Source organism: Agrococcus sediminis, assembly GCF_007923295.1.
GTDB classification, from domain to species: Bacteria; Actinomycetota; Actinomycetes; order Actinomycetales; family Microbacteriaceae; genus Agrococcus; species Agrococcus sediminis.
In genome coordinates this window covers 425,714-442,951 of record NZ_VOIR01000011.1, presented here as the reverse complement: position 1 = coordinate 442,951, position 17,238 = coordinate 425,714, and the positions used below count along the sequence as shown (strand labels likewise).

19 protein-coding genes are annotated in these 17,238 nt (G+C 71.5%); 11 read left to right on the top strand and 8 right to left on the bottom strand.

The features are described 5' to 3' along the window. Window positions 1-35: 35 nt before the first annotated feature. Window positions 36-1,307 carry a M20 family metallo-hydrolase gene (locus FQ330_RS02570; RefSeq protein ID WP_146354956.1) on the top strand — a complete coding sequence of 424 codons (1,272 nt, stop codon included), beginning with the start codon at window positions 36-38 and terminating at the stop codon, window positions 1,305-1,307. Between the two features lie 212 nt (window positions 1,308-1,519). On the opposite strand, the gene FQ330_RS02565 is transcribed toward FQ330_RS02570, so the two are convergent. Genes FQ330_RS02565 through FQ330_RS02555 form a run of 3 tightly spaced genes read right to left on the bottom strand, consistent with a single transcriptional unit; the run spans window position 1,520 to window position 5,165 of the window. Next, window positions 1,520-4,030, bottom strand: a complete 2,511-nt coding sequence (locus FQ330_RS02565) for a DEAD/DEAH box helicase (protein WP_146354954.1) — start codon at window positions 4,028-4,030, stop codon at window positions 1,520-1,522. A gap of 59 nt (window positions 4,031-4,089) precedes the next feature. Further along, window positions 4,090-4,641 carry a PIN domain-containing protein gene (locus FQ330_RS02560; RefSeq protein WP_146354952.1) on the bottom strand — a complete coding sequence of 184 codons (552 nt, stop codon included), beginning with the start codon at window positions 4,639-4,641 and terminating at the stop codon, window positions 4,090-4,092. Then, window positions 4,638-5,165, bottom strand: a complete 528-nt coding sequence (locus FQ330_RS02555; protein ID WP_205649637.1) for a helix-turn-helix domain-containing protein — start codon at window positions 5,163-5,165, stop codon at window positions 4,638-4,640. The genes FQ330_RS02560 and FQ330_RS02555 overlap by 4 nt, the downstream gene beginning before the upstream one ends. A 107-nt stretch (window positions 5,166-5,272) precedes the next feature. On the opposite strand from FQ330_RS02555, the gene FQ330_RS02550 reads away from it, so the two are divergent. From FQ330_RS02550 to FQ330_RS02525, 6 genes are all read left to right on the top strand, one after another. Next, the gene (locus tag FQ330_RS02550; protein WP_146354950.1) at window positions 5,273-5,620 is read left to right on the top strand and encodes a hypothetical protein; all 348 of its coding nucleotides are present in this window, start codon (window positions 5,273-5,275) and stop codon (window positions 5,618-5,620) included. A gap of 156 nt (window positions 5,621-5,776) precedes the next feature. Next, the gene (locus tag FQ330_RS02545; RefSeq protein WP_404799832.1) at window positions 5,777-7,186 is read left to right on the top strand and encodes an SDR family NAD(P)-dependent oxidoreductase; all 1,410 of its coding nucleotides are present in this window, start codon (window positions 5,777-5,779) and stop codon (window positions 7,184-7,186) included. Window positions 7,187-7,247: 61 nt separating this feature from the next. After that, window positions 7,248-7,478 carry a putative acetyltransferase gene (locus tag FQ330_RS02540; RefSeq protein WP_146354946.1) on the top strand — a complete coding sequence of 77 codons (231 nt, stop codon included), beginning with the start codon at window positions 7,248-7,250 and terminating at the stop codon, window positions 7,476-7,478. Window positions 7,479-7,574: 96 nt separating this feature from the next. Further along, window positions 7,575-8,054 (top strand): LapA family protein, encoded by a 480-nt coding sequence (locus FQ330_RS02535; protein ID WP_225792655.1) that lies wholly within the window; start codon window positions 7,575-7,577, stop codon window positions 8,052-8,054. Between the two features lie 120 nt (window positions 8,055-8,174). Then, window positions 8,175-8,579 (top strand): DUF3054 domain-containing protein, encoded by a 405-nt coding sequence (locus tag FQ330_RS02530; protein WP_404799829.1) that lies wholly within the window; start codon window positions 8,175-8,177, stop codon window positions 8,577-8,579. 144 nt (window positions 8,580-8,723) lie between these two features. Further along, window positions 8,724-10,025 carry a M18 family aminopeptidase gene (locus FQ330_RS02525; protein WP_225792654.1) on the top strand — a complete coding sequence of 434 codons (1,302 nt, stop codon included), beginning with the start codon at window positions 8,724-8,726 and terminating at the stop codon, window positions 10,023-10,025. A 145-nt stretch (window positions 10,026-10,170) separates the two neighbouring features. On the opposite strand, the gene FQ330_RS02520 is transcribed toward FQ330_RS02525, so the two are convergent. Then, window positions 10,171-10,839 carry a DNA alkylation repair protein gene (locus FQ330_RS02520; protein ID WP_146354942.1) on the bottom strand — a complete coding sequence of 223 codons (669 nt, stop codon included), beginning with the start codon at window positions 10,837-10,839 and terminating at the stop codon, window positions 10,171-10,173. Between the two features lie 127 nt (window positions 10,840-10,966). Between FQ330_RS02520 and FQ330_RS02515 the strand changes: the two genes are divergently transcribed. The 3 genes from FQ330_RS02515 (at window position 10,967) to FQ330_RS02505 (ending at window position 12,027) form a co-directional block, all read left to right on the top strand. Next, the gene (locus FQ330_RS02515; RefSeq protein ID WP_146354940.1) at window positions 10,967-11,446 is read left to right on the top strand and encodes a hypothetical protein; all 480 of its coding nucleotides are present in this window, start codon (window positions 10,967-10,969) and stop codon (window positions 11,444-11,446) included. Further along, entirely contained in the window at window positions 11,446-11,637 is a 192-nt protein-coding gene (locus FQ330_RS02510) for a helix-turn-helix transcriptional regulator (RefSeq protein ID WP_128190508.1), read from the top strand. The genes FQ330_RS02515 and FQ330_RS02510 overlap by 1 nt, the downstream gene beginning before the upstream one ends. 186 nt (window positions 11,638-11,823) lie before the next feature. Beyond that, the gene (locus FQ330_RS02505) at window positions 11,824-12,027 is read left to right on the top strand and encodes a hypothetical protein (RefSeq protein ID WP_146354938.1); all 204 of its coding nucleotides are present in this window, start codon (window positions 11,824-11,826) and stop codon (window positions 12,025-12,027) included. A gap of 37 nt (window positions 12,028-12,064) precedes the next feature. Here FQ330_RS02505 and FQ330_RS02500 read toward each other — a convergent pair whose 3' ends face one another. Beyond that, entirely contained in the window at window positions 12,065-13,582 is a 1,518-nt protein-coding gene (locus tag FQ330_RS02500; RefSeq protein ID WP_146354937.1) for a SulP family inorganic anion transporter, read from the bottom strand. A gap of 179 nt (window positions 13,583-13,761) precedes the next feature. Between FQ330_RS02500 and FQ330_RS02495 the strand changes: the two genes are divergently transcribed. Then, window positions 13,762-14,169 (top strand): MerR family transcriptional regulator, encoded by a 408-nt coding sequence (locus FQ330_RS02495; protein ID WP_146354935.1) that lies wholly within the window; start codon window positions 13,762-13,764, stop codon window positions 14,167-14,169. Here FQ330_RS02495 and FQ330_RS02490 read toward each other — a convergent pair. The 3 genes from FQ330_RS02490 to FQ330_RS02480 all read right to left on the bottom strand — a co-directional run bounded on the left by FQ330_RS02490 (window position 14,126) and on the right by FQ330_RS02480 (window position 17,216). Then, complete coding sequence (locus FQ330_RS02490; RefSeq protein ID WP_146354933.1) at window positions 14,126-15,001, bottom strand: potassium channel family protein; 876 nt, start codon at window positions 14,999-15,001, stop codon at window positions 14,126-14,128. The two genes, FQ330_RS02495 and FQ330_RS02490, sit on opposite strands and share 44 nt — an antisense overlap. A gap of 113 nt (window positions 15,002-15,114) precedes the next feature. Continuing rightward, a complete protein-coding gene (locus FQ330_RS02485) occupies window positions 15,115-16,587 on the bottom strand; it encodes an amino acid permease (protein WP_225792676.1) in 1,473 nt (490 codons plus the stop codon). A 434-nt stretch (window positions 16,588-17,021) separates the two neighbouring features. After that, window positions 17,022-17,216: a hypothetical protein gene (locus FQ330_RS02480; protein WP_146354931.1), complete on the bottom strand. Its 195-nt coding sequence runs from the start codon at window positions 17,214-17,216 to the stop codon at window positions 17,022-17,024. Window positions 17,217-17,238: the final 22 nt, after the last annotated feature.

Sequence of the window (17,238 nt, the reverse complement as noted above, 5' to 3'; positions counted from 1 at the left end):
CGAGCGCCGACGACGGCGCGCAGCAAGGAGCACCCATGCAGCAGCACGAGCAGGCCGAGGACTTCCTCGAGGACTTCGCGACCATGTCGGGCTTCGGCGCGACCCCGGGCGGCGGCGTCGAGCGGCAGGCCGGCAGCGCCGCCGACCACGAGACGCGCGCGTGGTTCGCCGGATGGCTCGAGCGCGCCGGCTTCGAGGTGCGGCACGACGCGGTCTCGAACCAGTTCGGGCTGCTCGAGCTCGTGCCGGGCGCGCCCTACGTGCTCGTCGGCTCGCACCTCGACTCGCAGCCGCTCGCCGGCCGCTTCGACGGCGCCTACGGCGTGCTGGCCGCGGCCCACGCCGCCCGCGAGGTCGCGCGGCGCGTGCGCGAGGGCTCGCTGCAGCCCGCGTGCAACCTCGCGGTCGTCAACTGGTTCAACGAGGAGGGCAGCCGGTTCACCCCCAGCATGATGGGCAGCTCGGTGCTCACCGGCAAGCTGCCGCTCGAGACCGCGCTCGCGGCGACCGACCGCGCGGGCGTCACGGTGGCGCAGGCGATCGCCGAGCCGGGCGACGCGCTCGACCTCACGCCGCCGCCCGTCGCGGCGTACGCCGAGATCCACATCGAGCAGGGCCGCGGCCTCGAGGAGTCGGGCACCACGATCGGGCTCGTCGACCGCACGTGGGCGGCGAGCAAGTACCGCATCGTCGTGCACGGCGAGCAGAGCCACACGGGCTCGACCGTGATGGCCGACCGGCGCGACGCGCTCTACGGCGCGGCGCTCGTCATCGTCGCCGCGCGCGAGCTCACCGACGAGCTGCCGGAGGGCATGCTGCACTCGTCGGTCTCGGAGCTCGAGCTCGCGCCCAACTCCCCCGTGACCGTCGCGCGGCTCGTCGAGATCAACCTCGACCTCCGCTCCCCCGACGAGGCCGTGCTCGAGCGCGCCAACGCGCTGCTCGAGGAGCGCCTCGCCGCGATCGAGGAGCGCGCCCGCGTCACGATCGAGCGCCGGCTCACGCATCAGTGGGGGCTGCTCGCCTACCAGCCGGAGGGCGTCGAGCTCGCGCGCTCGGCCGCCGCGGCGCTCGGGCTCACGCACGCGCCGACGATGACCGTCGCCGGCCACGACTCGACGAACATGAAGGACGTCGCGCCGACCGTCATGCTCTTCGTGCCGAGCATCGAGGGCATCTCGCACAACGAGGGCGAGCGCACGAGCGACGAGGACAGCGTCGCCGGCGTCGCGCTGCTGACCGAGGTGACCGCGCGCCTCGTGGCGGGCGAGCTGGGCTCGGCGGCCGCGTTCACGCCCGGCGGCTGACGCAGCGTCGCCCGCGCGCCCCGCGCGCGCCGCGCGGCTCGCGCCGCCCGCCCCCGCGCATCCGTCGTTCGTCGACCGGCCCAGTGCGTCGCCGACCGGACTATCCGGTCGGACGCGCACGGAGCCGGTTGACGAACGGTGGCTGCAGTCGAGCGAGGCGGGCTGGCGGGCGAGGAGGCGGGTAGGCGAGCGAGCTGGCGAGCGGCCTGCGCCTACAGCCGCCCGACGCGCGTCACGCGCACGACCGCGGCGCCGGCATCCGCCGACGCCTGCAGGTCGATGGTCGCCCAGATGCGCCAGTCGTGGTCGCCCGCCGGGTCGGCGAGGATCTGCTGCGCCTGCCACTCGTGCGGCCCCTCGTCGATGACGAGCATGCGCGAGCTGCGGGCGTCGGCGCCGGTGCCGATCGAGCCGTGCTCGTCGAAGTAGGCGTCGAGCGCGTCGGCCCACGCGTCGGCGTCGAAGCCGGAGGCCGCGTCGAGCTCGCCGAGCTCGTCGACCTTGTCGAGCGCCGCGAGCTGCACGCGCCGGAACAGCTCGTTGCGCACGAGCACCCGGAACGCGCGCGGGTTGGCCACGACCGACGGCGGTGGAGGCGGCGCGATGGGCGCCTCGCCCGGCTCGGTCGGGTGCATGAGCTGCTCCCACTCGTCGAGCAGGCTCGAGTCGACCTGCCGCACGACCTCGCCGAGCCACTCGATGAGGTCGAGCAGCTCGTCGGTCTTCGCCTCGTCGGGCACCGTCTGGCGGATCGCCCGGTAGGCGTCCGACAGGTAGCGCAGCACGAGCCCCTCGCTGCGCGCGAGCCCGTAGTGCTGCACGTAGTCGGCGAAGGTCATCGCCCGCTCCCACATGTCGCGCACCACCGACTTCGGCGAGAGCGCGAAGTCCGACACCCACGGCTGCGACGACGCGAAGACCGCGAGCGCCTCGGTGAGCAGCTCCTCGAGCGGCTTCGGATGCGTGACCGCCTCGAGCAGCTCCATGCGCTGCTCGTACTCGATGCCCTCGGCCTTCATCGCCGCGACGGCCTCGCCGCGGGCGAGGAACTGCTGCTGCGACAGGATCGGCCGCGGGTCGTCGAGCGTCGACTCGATGACCGAGATGACGTCGAGCGGATGCGTCGGGTCGGCGGGGTCGAGCATGTCGATGACCGCGAGCGCGAACGGCGAGAGCGGCTGGTTGAGCGCGAAGTTCGGCTGCAGGTCGACGGTGAGGCGGATGCGCGGGGGCGCGTCGGCGTCGTCGGGGTCGGGATGCTGCTCCACGACGCCGGCGGTGCGGAGGGTGCGGTAGATCGCGAGCGCGCGGCGCTGCAGCGCGAGCTGCGAGTCGCGCGGCTCGTGGGTGGCCTCGATGAGCTCGCGCACCTCGGTGAAGGCGTCGCCGCCGCGGCCGATGATGTTGAGCAGCATCGAGTGGCTGATCTGCATGTGCGACACGAGCGGCTCAGGATCGGCGTCGATGAGCTTCTCGAACGACGGCTGCCCCCACGAGACGAAGCCCTCGGGCGCCTTCTTGCGCACGAGCTTGCGCCGCTTCTTCGGGTCGTCGCCGAGCTTGGCGAGCTGCTTCGCGTTCTCGGCCTCGTGCTCGGGCGCCTGCGCCACCACCGTGCCGGCGGTGTCGTAGCCGGCCCGGCCGGCACGGCCCGCGATCTGGTGGAACTCGCGCGCCGTGAGCTGACGCATCCGCTGCCCGTCGAACTTCGTGAGGCCCGTCAGGAGCACGGTGCGGATGGGCACGTTGATGCCGACCCCGAGGGTGTCGGTGCCGCAGATGACCCGCAGCAGGCCCTGCTGCGCGAGCTGCTCGACGAGGCGGCGGTACTTCGGCAGCATGCCCGCGTGGTGCACGCCGATGCCGCTGCGCACGAGCCGCGAGAGCGTCTGCCCGAAGCGCGTGGTGAAGCGGAACTCGCCGATCGCCTCGGCGATGCGGTCGCGCTGCTCGCGGTCGATGATCTTCACCGAGGTGAGCGCCTGCGCCCGCTCGAGCGCGGCGGCCTGCGCGAAGTGCACGATGTAGACGGGGGCGCGCTGGGTGGCGAGCAGCTCCTCGATGGTCTCGTGCACGGGCGTCATCGCGTACTCGAAGCTGAGCGGCACGGGCCGCTCGACGCCGGTGACGAGCGCGGTCTCGCGGCCGGTGCGCTCGGTCAGGTCGCGGGCGATGCGGGTGACGTCGCCGAGCGTGGCCGACATGAGGATGAACTGCACGTGCGGCAGCGTGAGCAGCGGCACCTGCCACGCCCAGCCGCGCTGCGGGTCGCCGTAGAAGTGGAACTCGTCCATGACGACCTGGTCGACCTCGGTGCGCTCGCCGTTGCGGAGCGCGAGGTTGGCGAGGATCTCGGCGGTGCAGCAGATGATCGGGGCGTCGGCGTTGACGGAGGAGTCGCCGGTGACCATCCCGACGTTCTCGGCGCCGAAGACCTCGACGAGGGCGAAGAACTTCTCGCTCACGAGTGCCTTGATGGGCGCGGTGTAGAAGGTGCGCTTCCCCTGCGCCAGCGCGGCGAAGTGCGCGCCGGTGGCGACGAGCGACTTGCCGGTGCCGGTGGGCGTCGAGAGGATGACGTTCGCGCCACTGACGACCTCCATCAGCGCCTCCTCCTGCGCCGGGTAGAGCGGCAGGCCGCGCTCGGCCGACCAGGCGGCGAACGCCTCGAACGCGGCGTCGGGATCCCAGGTCGCTGGGGCGTGGTCGAGGAGGGGCATCATTGGCAGGTCCTTCATGCTCGGTGACGGTCGAGATGCGCCGGTGCACTTCGAAGCGGCGGTCAGTCCAAGCGGTCGCGCACTGCGTCAGCGAATCGGGGAGTTCCAGCGCGCGCCAAGGCCAGGAGATAGTCGTCCATCGTCATCGCGGGCGAGTCGTAGTCCGCAACGACCTCCTCGAGGGCGCGGATGGTCGCCCCGGGGTAGAGATCGAGCTGGTCGAGCAGGAAGTCGTCCGGATGCACCACCTCTACGTCGTACGCTTCGGTCGAGTCGGCGGGGAAGTCCTTGCCATTGAAGGTGACGAGCACCTCGGCACCGCCTCGGACGGCTGCGGCGAGGACGTGCCGGTCTTTCGGATCGTTCGTCATCTGGTCGATCAGTGACTCATGCCCGCTGACCATGGCGTCGGGGAAGAAGGCGACCATCGTGCAGATGCGCTTCTCCACGAGCGCTGCGCGTTCGCCGTTCGCGACCAGGTTGCGCCGAAGCTCGGTCAGGATGTCCTGCGACCAGAGTGGCCGGAAGAGGCCGTGCTCGGCGAGCGTCAGGATGCAATCGTTCAGCAGCGCCCCGTAGAGCACGTTGGTGTCGAAGAGTGCGGGAAACCTCACTCGCCCGGCATCTCCGAAAGCCGCTGAATCTGACTCGGCGATCCTGTCTTCTCCGTGGCGTCCAGATTGGCTCGTGCGAGATCCCTGAGCGCCTCGCGTCGCTGGGCACTGAACGACTGCTGGTAGTCGAGGAGGTCATGCAGTCGCACGCGCCGGTGCCGCCCGGGCTGCTCGAACGGGATCGCCCCGGACTCGAGAAGACGAACCAGCGTCGGTCGGCTGACGCCAAGGAAGTCCGCTGCCTGCTGCGTCGTCATCGTCATGCCTTGTGGCACGACAGTGATGCCCTTGCCCGCGGCCAACGCGTTCGTCACCTGATCCAGGATTCGAAAGATCTCCTCTGGGATCGGACGAGCTTCGCCCGTGGGATCCACGAGGGCCGCCTGGCTGGAGTTCTGCGCGAGATGCGCTTCCAACTCACGCATGAACTCTGCGAAGTTGAGCAGTTGTTCGCGATTGCCTTGGTCGGGCAGGTATGTGCGGGCGTTCTTGGAGCCGTTACCTGCGGCCGTTGCGGTGCTCATACCGCTCACCATACTCGAGAAACGGAAAAATCGAACGCACAGTCGTCGGAGCGGATGCTGGCGGAGCCCTGAGCCCACGGTGTCGGCGACGGGACTACCGTGCGAGCATGCACCTCGCAGCGCCTCAGCACGCGGCACCGGCCGCACCGGCCCGCGTGCCCGCCGGGATGGCGTCCGTCGGCGCGGCGCTGGCCGCGCTGCTGCTGCCGCTCGCGTCGCTCGCGATGCGAGCACCGGAGGGCGCCGCCGAGCTGCTGTGGGTCGCCGGCTGGGCGTGCGCGGCCTGGGCCGCGATCGCAGCGGTCAGTGCGGTGGTGCTGCTCGTGCGCGAGCGCACCGCCATGTCGCGACGCACCACCCGGACGACCGTGCAGCTCATCGGCTTCGCGGTCGCGCTGCTCGCGGTCACCGCCTGGTTGCATCCGTTCGCGGGGTCGGGGGGTGGCGCGGGCTGAGCCGCGCCCGAGCACCCCGGCCGACGGCCTGCGCCGCAGAATCCGTCGGCGGTAGAATCGCCTGTGCTCCCCCACCACTCGGTCCCCTCCGGCGCGCCCGAAGACGCCGCCGCAGATGCGCCCGCGACGCTCTCGCCCGACGACGTCGCCACCACGCTGCGCGTGCTCGAGACGCTCCACCGCATGGACCGCGACGACCCCGCCTACGTGGCCGTGCGGCAGGCGACGGCCAACATGTTCAAGGAGGTCAAGCTCGCGAGCCGCAAGGCGAAGCACGCGCGCATCCAGGCCGCCGACCGCGCCGTCGTCGCCGCGACCGCCACGGGAGCCCCCGACCGCATCGACGACGAGACGCGGGGCATCCCGCTCGCCACCAGGGCCGCCGCGCCCACCGCCGGTACGCTCATCCGCTCGCGTGGCTGCTACATCTGCAAGCAGCAGTACACGCTCGTCGACGCGTTCTACCACCAGCTCTGCCCGACGTGCGCGGCCATGAGCCACGCCAAGCGCGACGCCCGCACCGACCTCACCGGCAAGCGCGCGCTGCTCACGGGCGGCCGGGCGAAGATCGGCATGCACATCGCGCTGCGGCTGCTGCGCGACGGCGCCCACACGACCATCACCACGCGGTTCCCGAGGGATGCGGTGCGGCGGTTCTCGTCGTTGCCCGACTCGGGCGAGTGGCTCGACCGGCTCAAGGTGGTCGGCATCGACCTGCGCGACCCGGCGCAGGTGGTAGGGCTCGCCGAGGAGGTCGCCGCGGCGGGGCCGCTCGACATACTCATCAACAACGCGGCGCAGACGGTGCGGCGCTCGCCCGGCGCCTACGCGCCGCTCGTCGAGGCCGAGCTCGCGCCGCTGCCCGACGGCCCGCTCCCCGAGCTCGTGACCTTCGGGCACACGAACGACGCGCATCCGCTCGCCCTCGCCGCCTCGGTCGCGGCGCACCCGATCCTCGCGAGCGCCGCCCGCACGGCCGACGAGCTCACGCAGCAGGCGATGGCCGCGGGCTCGTCGTCGCTCGAGCGGCTGGCCGCCGGCACCGCGATCGACGCAGGCGGTCTCGTGCCCGACGAGGAGCACAGCAACAGCTGGACGCAGCACGTCGACCAGGTCGAGCCGCTCGAGATGCTCGAGGTGCAGCTGGCCAACATGACGGCGCCGTTCCTGCTGGTGTCGAAGCTGCGGCCGGCGCTCGCCGCCTCGACCGCGCGCCGCACCTACATCGTGAACGTCTCGGCGATGGAGGGCGTCTTCGGCCGCGGCTACAAGGGCCCCGGCCACCCGCACACGAACATGGCGAAGGCGGCGCTCAACATGCTCACGCGCACGAGCGCGCGCGAGATGTTCGAGCGCGACGGCATCCTCATGACCGCCGTCGACACGGGCTGGATCACCGACGAGCGGCCGCACTTCACGAAGGTGCGGCTCGCGGAGGAGGGCTTCCACGCGCCCCTCGACCTCGTCGACGGCGCCGCCCGCGTCTACGACCCGATCGTGCGCGGCGAGGCGGGCGAGGACCTCTTCGGCGTCTTCCTGAAGGACTACGCGCCGGGCTCGTGGTGATCGCCGCCTCCAGCCCCCGCTGGTCGAGGAGCGGCCGCAGGCCGCGTCTCGAGACCACCCCGTGACCAGCGCCGCCGACTCCCTCGCCGCCCTCCCCCTCGGCACCCGCGTCGTCGTGCGCTACCGCCTCCACGGCGACACGCACCGGGCGACGGATGCGCTCGGCGACCTGGTCGCGGTCGACGCGGTGACGTGCACGGTCGCCACCCGTCGCGGCGAGGTCGAGATCGCCCTGGCCGACGTGCTGCTGGCGAAGCCGGTGCCGCCGCTGCCCGCACCTCGCCCGCGATAGCCGTCGCGGTGCGCTGCCCGCTGGCGTCCAGCGTGCAGGCGTACGCTCCGAGCAGAGAGACCCGCAGCACCGCCGCGACTTGAGGAGAGCAGCCGCATGGACGCCACGTCCGACGCCGACGACCGAGACATCCGCCGCACCGACGGCACCCGCTCGCCCGCCGAGCCGACCCGCACGACGGCCGCGATGCCCGCCTCCGGTGCCACGACGGGCACGACCGCCGACACCACGGCGAGCACGACCCCGGTGCACGACGACCGTCCGCGCGTCGTGCTCGACTCCTCGCTCGACGGGCACCAGAAGCAGGGCGTCAGCGGCGGCACGTGGATCGCGCTCATCCTCGGCGCGCTCATCCTCGTGCTGCTGCTCATCTTCATCCTGCAGAACAACGTGCCCGCCGACTTCGCCTACCTCGGCTTCGAGTTCAGCCTGCCGCTGGGCGTCGCGATGCTCTTCGCGGCGATCGCGGGCGTGCTCGTCGCGGCGCTGCTGGGCTCGATCCGGCTGCTCAAGCTGGGCCGCCGCGTGCGCAAGCTCGAGGCGGAGCGCGAGTCGATCAAGCGCGCGCTGCGCTGACCCTCAGCGCCGGGTCGCCGGTAGATGTGTGAGCATCGGCTGTCATCCGCCCAGGTTGCGAGCCCTTGCCCGCACATCTGTCTGCCGTGGGGCATGGGACCACGCGGATAGCGTGGCGTCGTGGCGATCGACAAGACCGAGACCGGGGTGACCGTGCGCCCGGCGGTGATCGCGCTGCTCACCGACGCCGCGCTCGTCACGCTCTTCGCTGGGGTCGGCTTCGCGACGCACAGCCCCGACGCGGTCAGCGTCTGGGGCATCGCGATGACGGCGTGGCCGTTCCTCGTCGCCCTCGCCGTCGGCTGGGTCGTGAGCGTCGCGTGGCGGGCGCCGCTCGCGCCGCTGCGCACCGGCGTGCCGGTGTGGCTCGTCACGGTCGGCGGCGGCATGCTGCTGCGTCTGCTGCTCGGCCAGGGCACAGCGCTGCCCTTCGTGATCATCGCGACGGTGACGCTGCTCGTGCTGCTCGTCGGCTGGCGGCTGGTCGCGGCGGCCGTGCGGCGCGCACGCGCCCGCGCGCGCTGACCCGCCCGAGCCGGGCACCGCATCCGTCGTTCGCCAACCGGCCAGATGCCCGCCCGGCCGGATAATCCGGCCGGCGGCGCACTGAGCCGGTCGACGAACGGCGCGGCTAGGCTCGGAAGCCCCGTCACCCTGGAGGACACCGCCGTGCCCGCAGCGCCCACGCCCGAGACCGCCCGCACCCACGCCGAGGACCTCGCCGACTTCGTCGCCGCGTCCCCCTCGAGCTTCCACGCCGCGGCCGAGGTCGCCCGCCGTCTCGAGGGCGCCGGCTTCGCCGCGCTGCAGGAGACGGATGCGTGGCCCGAGCAGGCGGGCAAGTACCTGGTGGTGCGCGACGGCGCCGTGATCGCGTGGATCGTGCCGCAGGGCGCGACTGCGACCACCCCGGTGCGCGTCTTCGGCGCCCACAGCGACTCCCCCGGCTTCAAGCTCAAGCCCAAGCCGACGACCGGCCGGCTCGGCTGGCTGCAGGCGGGCGTCGAGGTCTACGGCGGCCCGCTGCTCAACTCGTGGCTCGACCGCGAGCTGCGGCTCGCCGGCCGGCTCGTGCTCGACGACGGCTCCGAGGTGCTCGCGGCGACCGGGCCGCTGCTGCGCCTGCCGCAGCTCGCGATCCACCTCGACCGCACCGCCAATGAGGGCTTCGCGCTCGACAAGCAGGTGCACACGCAGCCCGTCTGGGGCCTCGGCGCGCCCGACTCGGCCGACCTGCTCGCCGAGCTCGCCGCGTCCGTCGACGGCGCGAAGGTCGATGCGGCGCGCATCCGCGGCTTCGACGTCGTCGTCGCCGACGCGGCGCGCGGGGCGGTCTTCGGGCACGACGACGCGTTCCTCGCGGCCGGCCGGCTCGACGACCTCGCGAGCGTGCACGCCGGTGTCGTGGCGCTCGCGGCCGCCGCCGACGGCTTCGACGGCGACCACATCCCGATGCTCGCGGTCTTCGACCACGAGGAGATCGGCTCGGCGACCCGTTCGGGCGCGGCCGGACCGTTCCTCGAGGACGTGCTCGAGCGCATCGGCCTCTCGCTCGGCGCCGACCGGGCAGAGCGGATGCGCGCGGTCGCGTCGTCGTGGTGCGTCTCGAGCGACGTCGGGCACTCGGTGCACCCGAACTACGCCGAGAAGCACGACCCGGCGGTGCGGCCGGTGCTCGGATCGGGGCCGATCCTGAAGATCAACGCCAACCAGCGCTACGCGACCGACGGCGCGGGCGCCGCTGCCTGGCACGGCTGGTGCGATGCGGCGGGCGTGACGAGCCAGGAGTTCGTCTCGAACAACCAGGTGCCGTGCGGCTCGACGATCGGCCCGATCACGGCGACGCGGCTCGGCATCCGCACGGTCGACGTGGGCATCCCGATCCTGTCGATGCACTCGGCGCGCGAGCTCGCGGGCGTGAGCGACCTGCATGACCTGATGCGGGTGGCGGGGGCGTTCTTCGGGGGCTGACGGCATCCTCCCGCCGCCGCACCGCACCCCGCCGGTCGAGCCGCGCGCGGAGCGCGCGAGTCGAGACCACTGGCTTCGTGCAGCGGAGTGGTCTCGACTCGGACGCCCGCCTCCGGCGGTCGTCCGGCTCGACCAGCGGAGGGCCCTACCCCTCCTGCCGCCGCACGATCTCGGCGATCCAGACGGGGGCGAAGGGCGACGTGCAGTTCGGCGGCGTCGGGTAGTCCTTCAGCACCTCGAGCCGCTCGCCGATCGCGATCGCGCGGGCGCGCAGCGCCGGGTGCGCGATGCCGATGTGCGCGAGGCACTCGTTCATCGCCCACTGCAGCCGCGCCGGCGCATCCCGCATCTCGGCCTCGATCGTGTCGAGCAGCCCGGGCAGGTCGAGCCCGTCGGGGGCCTTGCGCACCCGCTCGGAGGTCAGGGCCCATCCGGCGCTCGCGACCACCGCATCCGCGTCGTCGAACCACCGCTGCCGCAGCGCCTCGGCGGGCGGCGACTTCTTCACGACGTAGTTGACGAGCCAGTCGTGCACCTTGGGCGCGCGCGCCTCGCGCAGCATCGCGTCGAGCTCTTCGGCGGTGAACGCCTTCGGCCGGCAGACCAGCAGCGCGAGCAGCCGCGCCGAGGTGTCGCCCGTCGCCCAGAGCTCGACCGCCAGGTCGTGCTGCACCTTGACCCGCTTGGCGATCGCGCGCAGCTTCGCCAGGTTGACGCCGTGGTCGTCTCCGTGCCGCTCGTTGACCTCGCGCATGCGCGGATCCTCGAGCGCAGCGAGCTCTGCCCGCAGGTCGTCGACCGACTCCTCAGCCACCGCATCCCCCGTTCCCGTGTGGGGCTCAGCGTAGCCAGGCCGGCAGGCAGCAGCACGTCAAGCCTGCTTGACAGTCAAAGAGACTTGACTGTACGGTCTCCTTGACACCACCGAGGAGAGAGACGCCATGACCAACGCCCCCGCCACCCGCACCACCAGCCGCTTCGGCCGCGCCCGCTTCGGCGGCGGCACGCCGGCGCTCGTCGCCGCGACGCTGCTCGGCGGCGCCGCGATCTCGAGCGCCCTCGGCGCGCTCTACGCCGCGCTCGGCGAACACGGCACCCAGGGCGACGCATGGCTGCGCTTCACGGTGATGGCCGTCGTCACGCTCCCAGTCGCCGCCGCGCTCGTCTGGGCGGCCTCGGTCGACCGGTCGAGCCTGACGGATGCGACGGAGCGCCCCGAGGACTCGGTCGAGTCGGCGTGGTTCGACCGGGCCGCCCGCGGCGCCTTCGGCGACACGTTCATGACGGTCGGGCTCGCGGCCGCCGCGTTCTCGATCACCGGCCTGCAAGTCGACACCGGGCTGCTGCTGCTCGGCCTCGCCACGCTCATCGGCATCGACGTGGCCGTGCGCTACCTGCTCGCGAAGCGGGCGGACGCCTGATGCGCAACTCGCTGCCCGAGCGGCGGCAGGAGCGCGGCTGGTCGCAGCAGCGGCTCGCCGACGAGCTGGGCGTCTCGCGCCAGACCGTCATCTCGATCGAGAAGGGCCGCTTCGACCCGTCGCTGCCCGTCGCGTTCCGGCTTGCGGCCGTCTTCGAGTGCCGCATCGAGGAGCTCTTCTCGCCCGAGTGACGCCCGGGCAATGGAACATTGACGGGTCGGTCGCGCCGAAGCAGGACGACATGTCCCCGTACTGGGACCACAGATTCACCTTGTCATCGAGCCCACGAGGCGCAAGCATCTGCCTAGCCACTTCTACGGACGGCGGCGACTGCGACGAGGCAACGGGGGTATCCAATGGCGGACGAAGAGTCGCACTTGACCTTGCACGAGGCGATGGCGGACGTCTTGCGCGAATGCGGCGCTCCCATGAAGAGCCGGGACCTCGCGGACCTCATCAATGTGCGTCGCCTGTACCGGCCCAAGAGCGGGAAGCCTTTGGGCGCGAGCCAGGTGAGCGCCCGTGCGCGCCGATACCCTCAACTTTTCGAGCGCGAGGGCGAACTGATCCGCCTCCTCTAGGTGCCGCGCCGCGACCGTACTCGACCCGCGTCGCGCCTCAGCCCTCCCCGCCCAGCTGCCGCGTCATCCGCCCGTGCATCTGCACCGACGAGGCGTTGAGCCCGTGCAGCTCGACGCGCTTGCCGAGCCGCTCGTACTTCGTCTCGATCGCGTCGAGGGCGGCGACGGTGGATGCGTCCCAGATGTGCGAGCGCGAGAGGTCGATGACGACGTGGTCGGGGTCGTCGGTGTACTCGAACTGCGTCGTGAGGTCGTTGGAGGAGGCGAAGAACAGCTCGCCCTCGACCGTGTAGTGCGCGGCGGCACCGCCGTCGGACTCGCGCACCTCGCGCGTCACCGACTGGAAGTGCGCGACCCGGCGGGCGAAGAGCACCATCGCGGCGATGACGCCGACGATCACGCCGATCGCGAGGTTGTGGGTCAGCACGACGACCACGACGGTGATGACCATCACGAGCGTCTCCGACAGCGGCAGGCGCCGCAGCGTCGCCGGCTGGATCGAGTGCCAGTCGAAGGTGCCGACCGAGACCATGATCATCACCGCCACGAGCGCCGCCATCGGCACGAGCCCGACGATGTCGCCGAGCGCGACGATCAGCACGAGCAGGAAGACGCCGGCGAGGAAGGTCGACACCCGCGAGCGGGCGCCGGAGGCCTTCACGTTGATCATCGTCTGGCCGATCATGGCGCAGCCGCCCATGCCGCCGAAGAGGCCCGAGAGCACGTTGGCGACGCCCTGGCCCCACGACTCGCGCGTCTTGTCGGAGTGCGTGTCGGTGACGTCGTCGACGAGCTTCGCCGTCATGAGCGACTCCATGAGGCCGACGAGCGCCATCGCGATGGCGGTCGGGCCGATGATGCCGAGCGTCTCGAGCGTGAGCGGCACGTCGGGGAAGAAGAGCGACGGCAGGCTGCGCGGCAGCTCGCCCTGGCTGCCGACGTCGGGCACCTGCCAGCCGAAGAGCAGCACGGCGCCTGTGAGCAGGATGATCGCGAACAGCGGTGCCGGCACGACCTTCGTCAGCCGCGGCATGACCACGAGGATCACGAGCCCGACGGCGACGAGCGGGTAGACGAGCCCCGGCACATCCACCAGCTGCGGGATCTGCGCCATGAAGATGAGGATCGCGAGCGCGTTGACGAAGCCGACCATGACGCTCCGCGGGATGAAGCGCATGAGCTTGGCGACGCCGACGAGCCCCAGCACGATCTGCAGGATGCCGGCGAGCAGCACCGTGGCGATGAAGTAGTCGAAGCCGTGGTCGCGCATGATCGGCGCGATGACGAGCGCGACGGCGCCCGTGGCGGCGGTGATCATCGCGGGCCGGCCGCCGACGAAGGCGATCGAGATCGCCATCACGGCCGACGAGAAGAGGCCGACGGCGGGGTCGACGCCGGCGATGATCGAGAACGAGATCGCCTCGGGGATGAGCGCGAGCGCCACGACCAGGCCGGCGAGGGCCTCGCGGGTGAGCAGGCGCGGGTTGCGCAGCACGGTCGTGACGGATGGGTTGTCGCGGTACCGGGCGCGGTCGCGCGTCGCGGTGGTGGTCATGGGGCTCCTTCGAGAGCGAGTGGATGCGCGGGCGTGCCGCAGCGAGGTCGGAGTGCGTGAGCGCGTCGTCGCGCGCGGGACCGACCCAGCCGACAGGCGAGAATGGGTGGCGTGGTCGAAGAGCTCGACCGGGAATGACTCTACCCTAACGTGAGGGGAGAGTTGCAGGAGGATGGCGGATGACCGACGAGACGATGCACATCGGTGAGCTCGCGGAGCGCACAGGCCTCTCGCTGCGCTCGCTTCGCCACTGGGACGAGGTCGGGCTCGTGCGCGCCTCGGGCCGCACCGAGGGCGGCTTCCGCCTCTACACGGCCGACGACGAGGAGCGCGTGCGGCTCATCATGCGCATGAAGCCCTTCGGCTTCACGCTCGACGAGATGGCCGAGCTCGCGCGGGCCCTCGACGCCTCCCCCGACGCACCGCTCGACGGGATGCCGGAGGACCGCGCCGAGTACTTCCGCTCGGAGTCGCGCAAGCGCCGTGCGAAGCTCGCGCGCGAGCTGATGGCGGCCGATCAGTTCATCGAGCGGATCGAGCCCGTCAATCGCGAGGCTCGTGACCGTGGTCAGCCGCATACGCGCTGAGCACCTCACGGACACTGTCGCCGCGCCCCAGGTACTGCGATCGAAGCGTCGCGCCGAGCTCCTCCAGCGCCCTAGCCAGTCGCGCCGCGCTCAAGCGCACGCCGACCTCCGGCCGCGCCATCGCTGCATCAAGCAGTTCGAACACGTACGGCAGCTGCCGTGCGAGGGCGAACTCGAGCCGCCCTTCCCGGAAGTAGAACCCCTCGGCGTGCTGCTCGAAGTCCAGCCGGACGTCGGCCACGCGCTCGGTGAGCTCGTCGAGCACTCGAGCCAGCGTCGCCGCATCCAGCGCGCTGACGGATGCCGCGTAGCGCGCATCCGCCATGCCTGACAGCTGCAGCGCAAGCGCTCTGCGTCGTGACAGCGGCGGGTAGATCTGCGAGAACCACGTCATCGCCGCTGTCAGCAGTGCGAAGCCGGTGAGCGCCTCGAACGGCGCACCGGCCCGGATCCAGGGGTCTATCGCCAGCACGTCGCCGTAGCCGAGCGTGGTGAGGGTCACGAACGAGACGTACAGGGCCTCGGCGAGCGGCGCGTAGTCGCTGAAGTCGACGCCCGGCGCATAGCTGAAGCCTTCCGGCAGGTGAGGAAGGTAGATGAGCGCCCATCCCAACCCCTGCATCACGACCCACGCTCCGATCACGAGCACCATGCCTGCCGCCCCGACGGCCGAGCCGAGCCTGTGGCGTAGCAGCTTCGAGACGCTCCACACCGCGGCGAGCACAGCGCGGCTGATGCTGCCGCGACCGCCCGGGTGCAGCAGCGTGTGGATCACGTCCCACAACCCCAGGAGGATCAGCAGGATCCCCACCACCGTCAGCACTGCATCCATCGCTTGCTCCCCACCTGTCGTCGATCGCGAGACACCTCCATGGTGGGCCACGCACCGACCGCGGATGCAACCGGCATCGTCATGGTCCAGTGTTCAAGAGCATGCAGACGCGCTCACGCCATCGTCGCGCTGCCAGCGGCTCGATCGCCTCGTCGGCCGCCCGATCGGCTTCGGACTCGACCCGGCACAGGCGAGGAGCGCGGCTCATGGCCGGCCGTCGCGTCGTCACCGGTCAGCCCACCGCCACCGACGCATCCTCGAGCTCGCCGGCCGCCCGGGCCCGCTGCAGCTTCTTCCGCACGATCGGCCAGAAGAGCGCGAGCGCGCCGGCCGCGATGAGGCTCGTGAGCACCTGCGCGCGCCCGCCCTCGGAGGGGAGCATGATGACGACGATGCCGATGGCCGCCGCGATGAGCACGATGTTGAGCACCGGGAACAGCCAGACCTTGAGCTTCAGCTGCGCCTGCTCCTCCGGCGTCATGCGCGCGCAGGCGCCACTGCGTGACGGCGATGAAGACGAAGACGAAGAGCGCCACGAGACCGGTGGAGTTCATGATGAACTCGTAGATGCCCGAGCTCGGCGCGATGAAGTTGACGAGCGTCGCGACGAGGCCGCCGGCGGTCGACGCGATCACGGCCGCGACCGGCACGCCGCGCTTCGAGCGCTTCGACATGATCGCCGGCGCGAGCCTCTGCTCCGACAGGGCCGCGAACATCCGCGACGCCGAGTACGTGCCGGAGTTCAGCACCGAGATGACCGCGGTGAAGATGACGAGCGTCATGATCTCCTCGGCGAACGGGATGCCGAGCAGGCTGAAGACGTACGCGAAGGGCGGGATCTCGTCGGGCGAGGGCAGCTGGTTCCAGGGCACCACCATCACGATCACGAGCACCGCGCCGACGTAGAAGAGCATCACGCGCCAGATGACGGTGTTGGCGGCCTGGCGGGTGCCCTTGGCGGGGTCCTCCGACTCGGCCGCCGCCATGACAGCGATCTCGGCGCCGAAGTAGGCGAAGAGCACGAGCGCGATCGAAGAGACGACCACGCCGAAGCCGTTGGGCATGAAGCCGCCGTGCTGCCAGAGGTTGGCGATCGACAGCGTCGAGTCGGGCCAGAGGCCGAACGCGAACAGCAGACCGGCGCCGAGGAAGACGACGATCGCGACGACCTTGATGCTGGCGAGCCAGAACTCCGTCTCTCCGAACGCGCGCAGCGAGATGAGGTTGGTGGTGACGAAGATCGCGAGGAGGATCAGCGAGCCGGCCCAGGCGGGCAGCCCCGGGAACCAGGCGTTCAGCATGCCGCCGCCGGCGACCGCCTCGTAGGCGATGACGCCCACCCAGAAGTACCAGTACAGCCAGCCCACGATGTAGGCGGCCCAGTCTCCGAGGCCGACGCGGGCGTACTCCATGAAGGAGCCGACGGCCGGGCGCACCGCGGCCATCTCGCCGAGCATGCGCATGGCGAGGAAGACGATGAGGCCGCCTCCGAGGTACGACAGGATCGCGGCGGGCCCGGCCGAGAGGATCACGTTGGCCGAGCCGACGAAGAGGCTCGCGCCGATGATGCCGCCGAGGGCGATCATCGTCACGTGCCGCGACTTCAGCTTCTTGCTGGGCGTCGGCGCAACGGCGTCGGATGCGCCGGCCTCGGTCTGCTCGGAGTACGGGTTGGGTGCCGCCAGGGACGCCTTCCTGTCAGGTCGCGCCGAGGCGGACGACCCGCGGCACCCGCCCATCGTAGTTATCAGACAGCACGCCACGAGCACGCGGCGCCCGCTCCCCCGTCTCCGCTGCCCGCTCCCCGGCCCCACCCGCTGGTCGAGTAGCCGACGGGCTCAGCCCGTCGGCGTATCGAGACCACCCGACCCGCTGGTCGAGCCGGTCGCCGCGCGCAGCGCCCGGCCCCACCACCCGCTTGTCGAGTAGTCGACGGGCGCCGCCCGTCGGCGATCCAGACCACCCGACCCGCTGGTCGAGCCGGTCGCCGCGCGCAGCGCGCCGACCGAGTCGAGACCACCTACTTCTTCGAGAAGTGCTTCCGGATCCGCTCAGCCTGCTCAGCCGTCAGGTGCCACTCGGTCCCGATCTCATGCCCCTCGAACGGCCCGCCCCCATCCGTCGGGTTCCGCAGGAACCCACGGATCTGCCGTCCCTTGCGGTCCATGCCGAGCTCGCGCGAGAGCTCCACCGGCGTGATCGTCTGCTCGTCCATGCTGTGAGGCTATCCGCGATCG

Excerpts from the sequence above, each read along its gene's own strand:
- FQ330_RS02550 (WP_146354950.1), top strand. The coding sequence starts at position 5,273 with ATGCACCTCGCAGCGCCTCAGCACGCGGCACCGGCCGCACCGGCCCGC.
- FQ330_RS02510 (WP_128190508.1), top strand. The coding sequence starts at position 11,446 with ATGCGCAACTCGCTGCCCGAGCGGCGGCAGGAGCGCGGCTGGTCGCAG.
- FQ330_RS02570 (WP_146354956.1), top strand. The coding sequence starts at position 36 with ATGCAGCAGCACGAGCAGGCCGAGGACTTCCTCGAGGACTTCGCGACC.
- FQ330_RS02500 (WP_146354937.1), bottom strand. The coding sequence starts at position 13,582 with ATGACCACCACCGCGACGCGCGACCGCGCCCGGTACCGCGACAACCCA.
- FQ330_RS02490 (WP_146354933.1), bottom strand. The coding sequence starts at position 15,001 with ATGGATGCAGTGCTGACGGTGGTGGGGATCCTGCTGATCCTCCTGGGG.
- FQ330_RS02480 (WP_146354931.1), bottom strand. The coding sequence starts at position 17,216 with ATGGACGAGCAGACGATCACGCCGGTGGAGCTCTCGCGCGAGCTCGGC.
- FQ330_RS02565 (WP_146354954.1), bottom strand. The coding sequence starts at position 4,030 with ATGATGCCCCTCCTCGACCACGCCCCAGCGACCTGGGATCCCGACGCC.
- FQ330_RS02485 (WP_225792676.1), bottom strand. The coding sequence starts at position 16,587 with ATGATCGCCCTCGGCGGCATCATCGGCGCGAGCCTCTTCGTCGGCTCG.
- FQ330_RS02535 (WP_225792655.1), top strand. The coding sequence starts at position 7,575 with ATGGACGCCACGTCCGACGCCGACGACCGAGACATCCGCCGCACCGAC.
- FQ330_RS02515 (WP_146354940.1), top strand. The coding sequence starts at position 10,967 with ATGACCAACGCCCCCGCCACCCGCACCACCAGCCGCTTCGGCCGCGCC.
- FQ330_RS02495 (WP_146354935.1), top strand. The coding sequence starts at position 13,762 with ATGACCGACGAGACGATGCACATCGGTGAGCTCGCGGAGCGCACAGGC.
- FQ330_RS02555 (WP_205649637.1), bottom strand. The coding sequence starts at position 5,165 with ATGAGCACCGCAACGGCCGCAGGTAACGGCTCCAAGAACGCCCGCACA.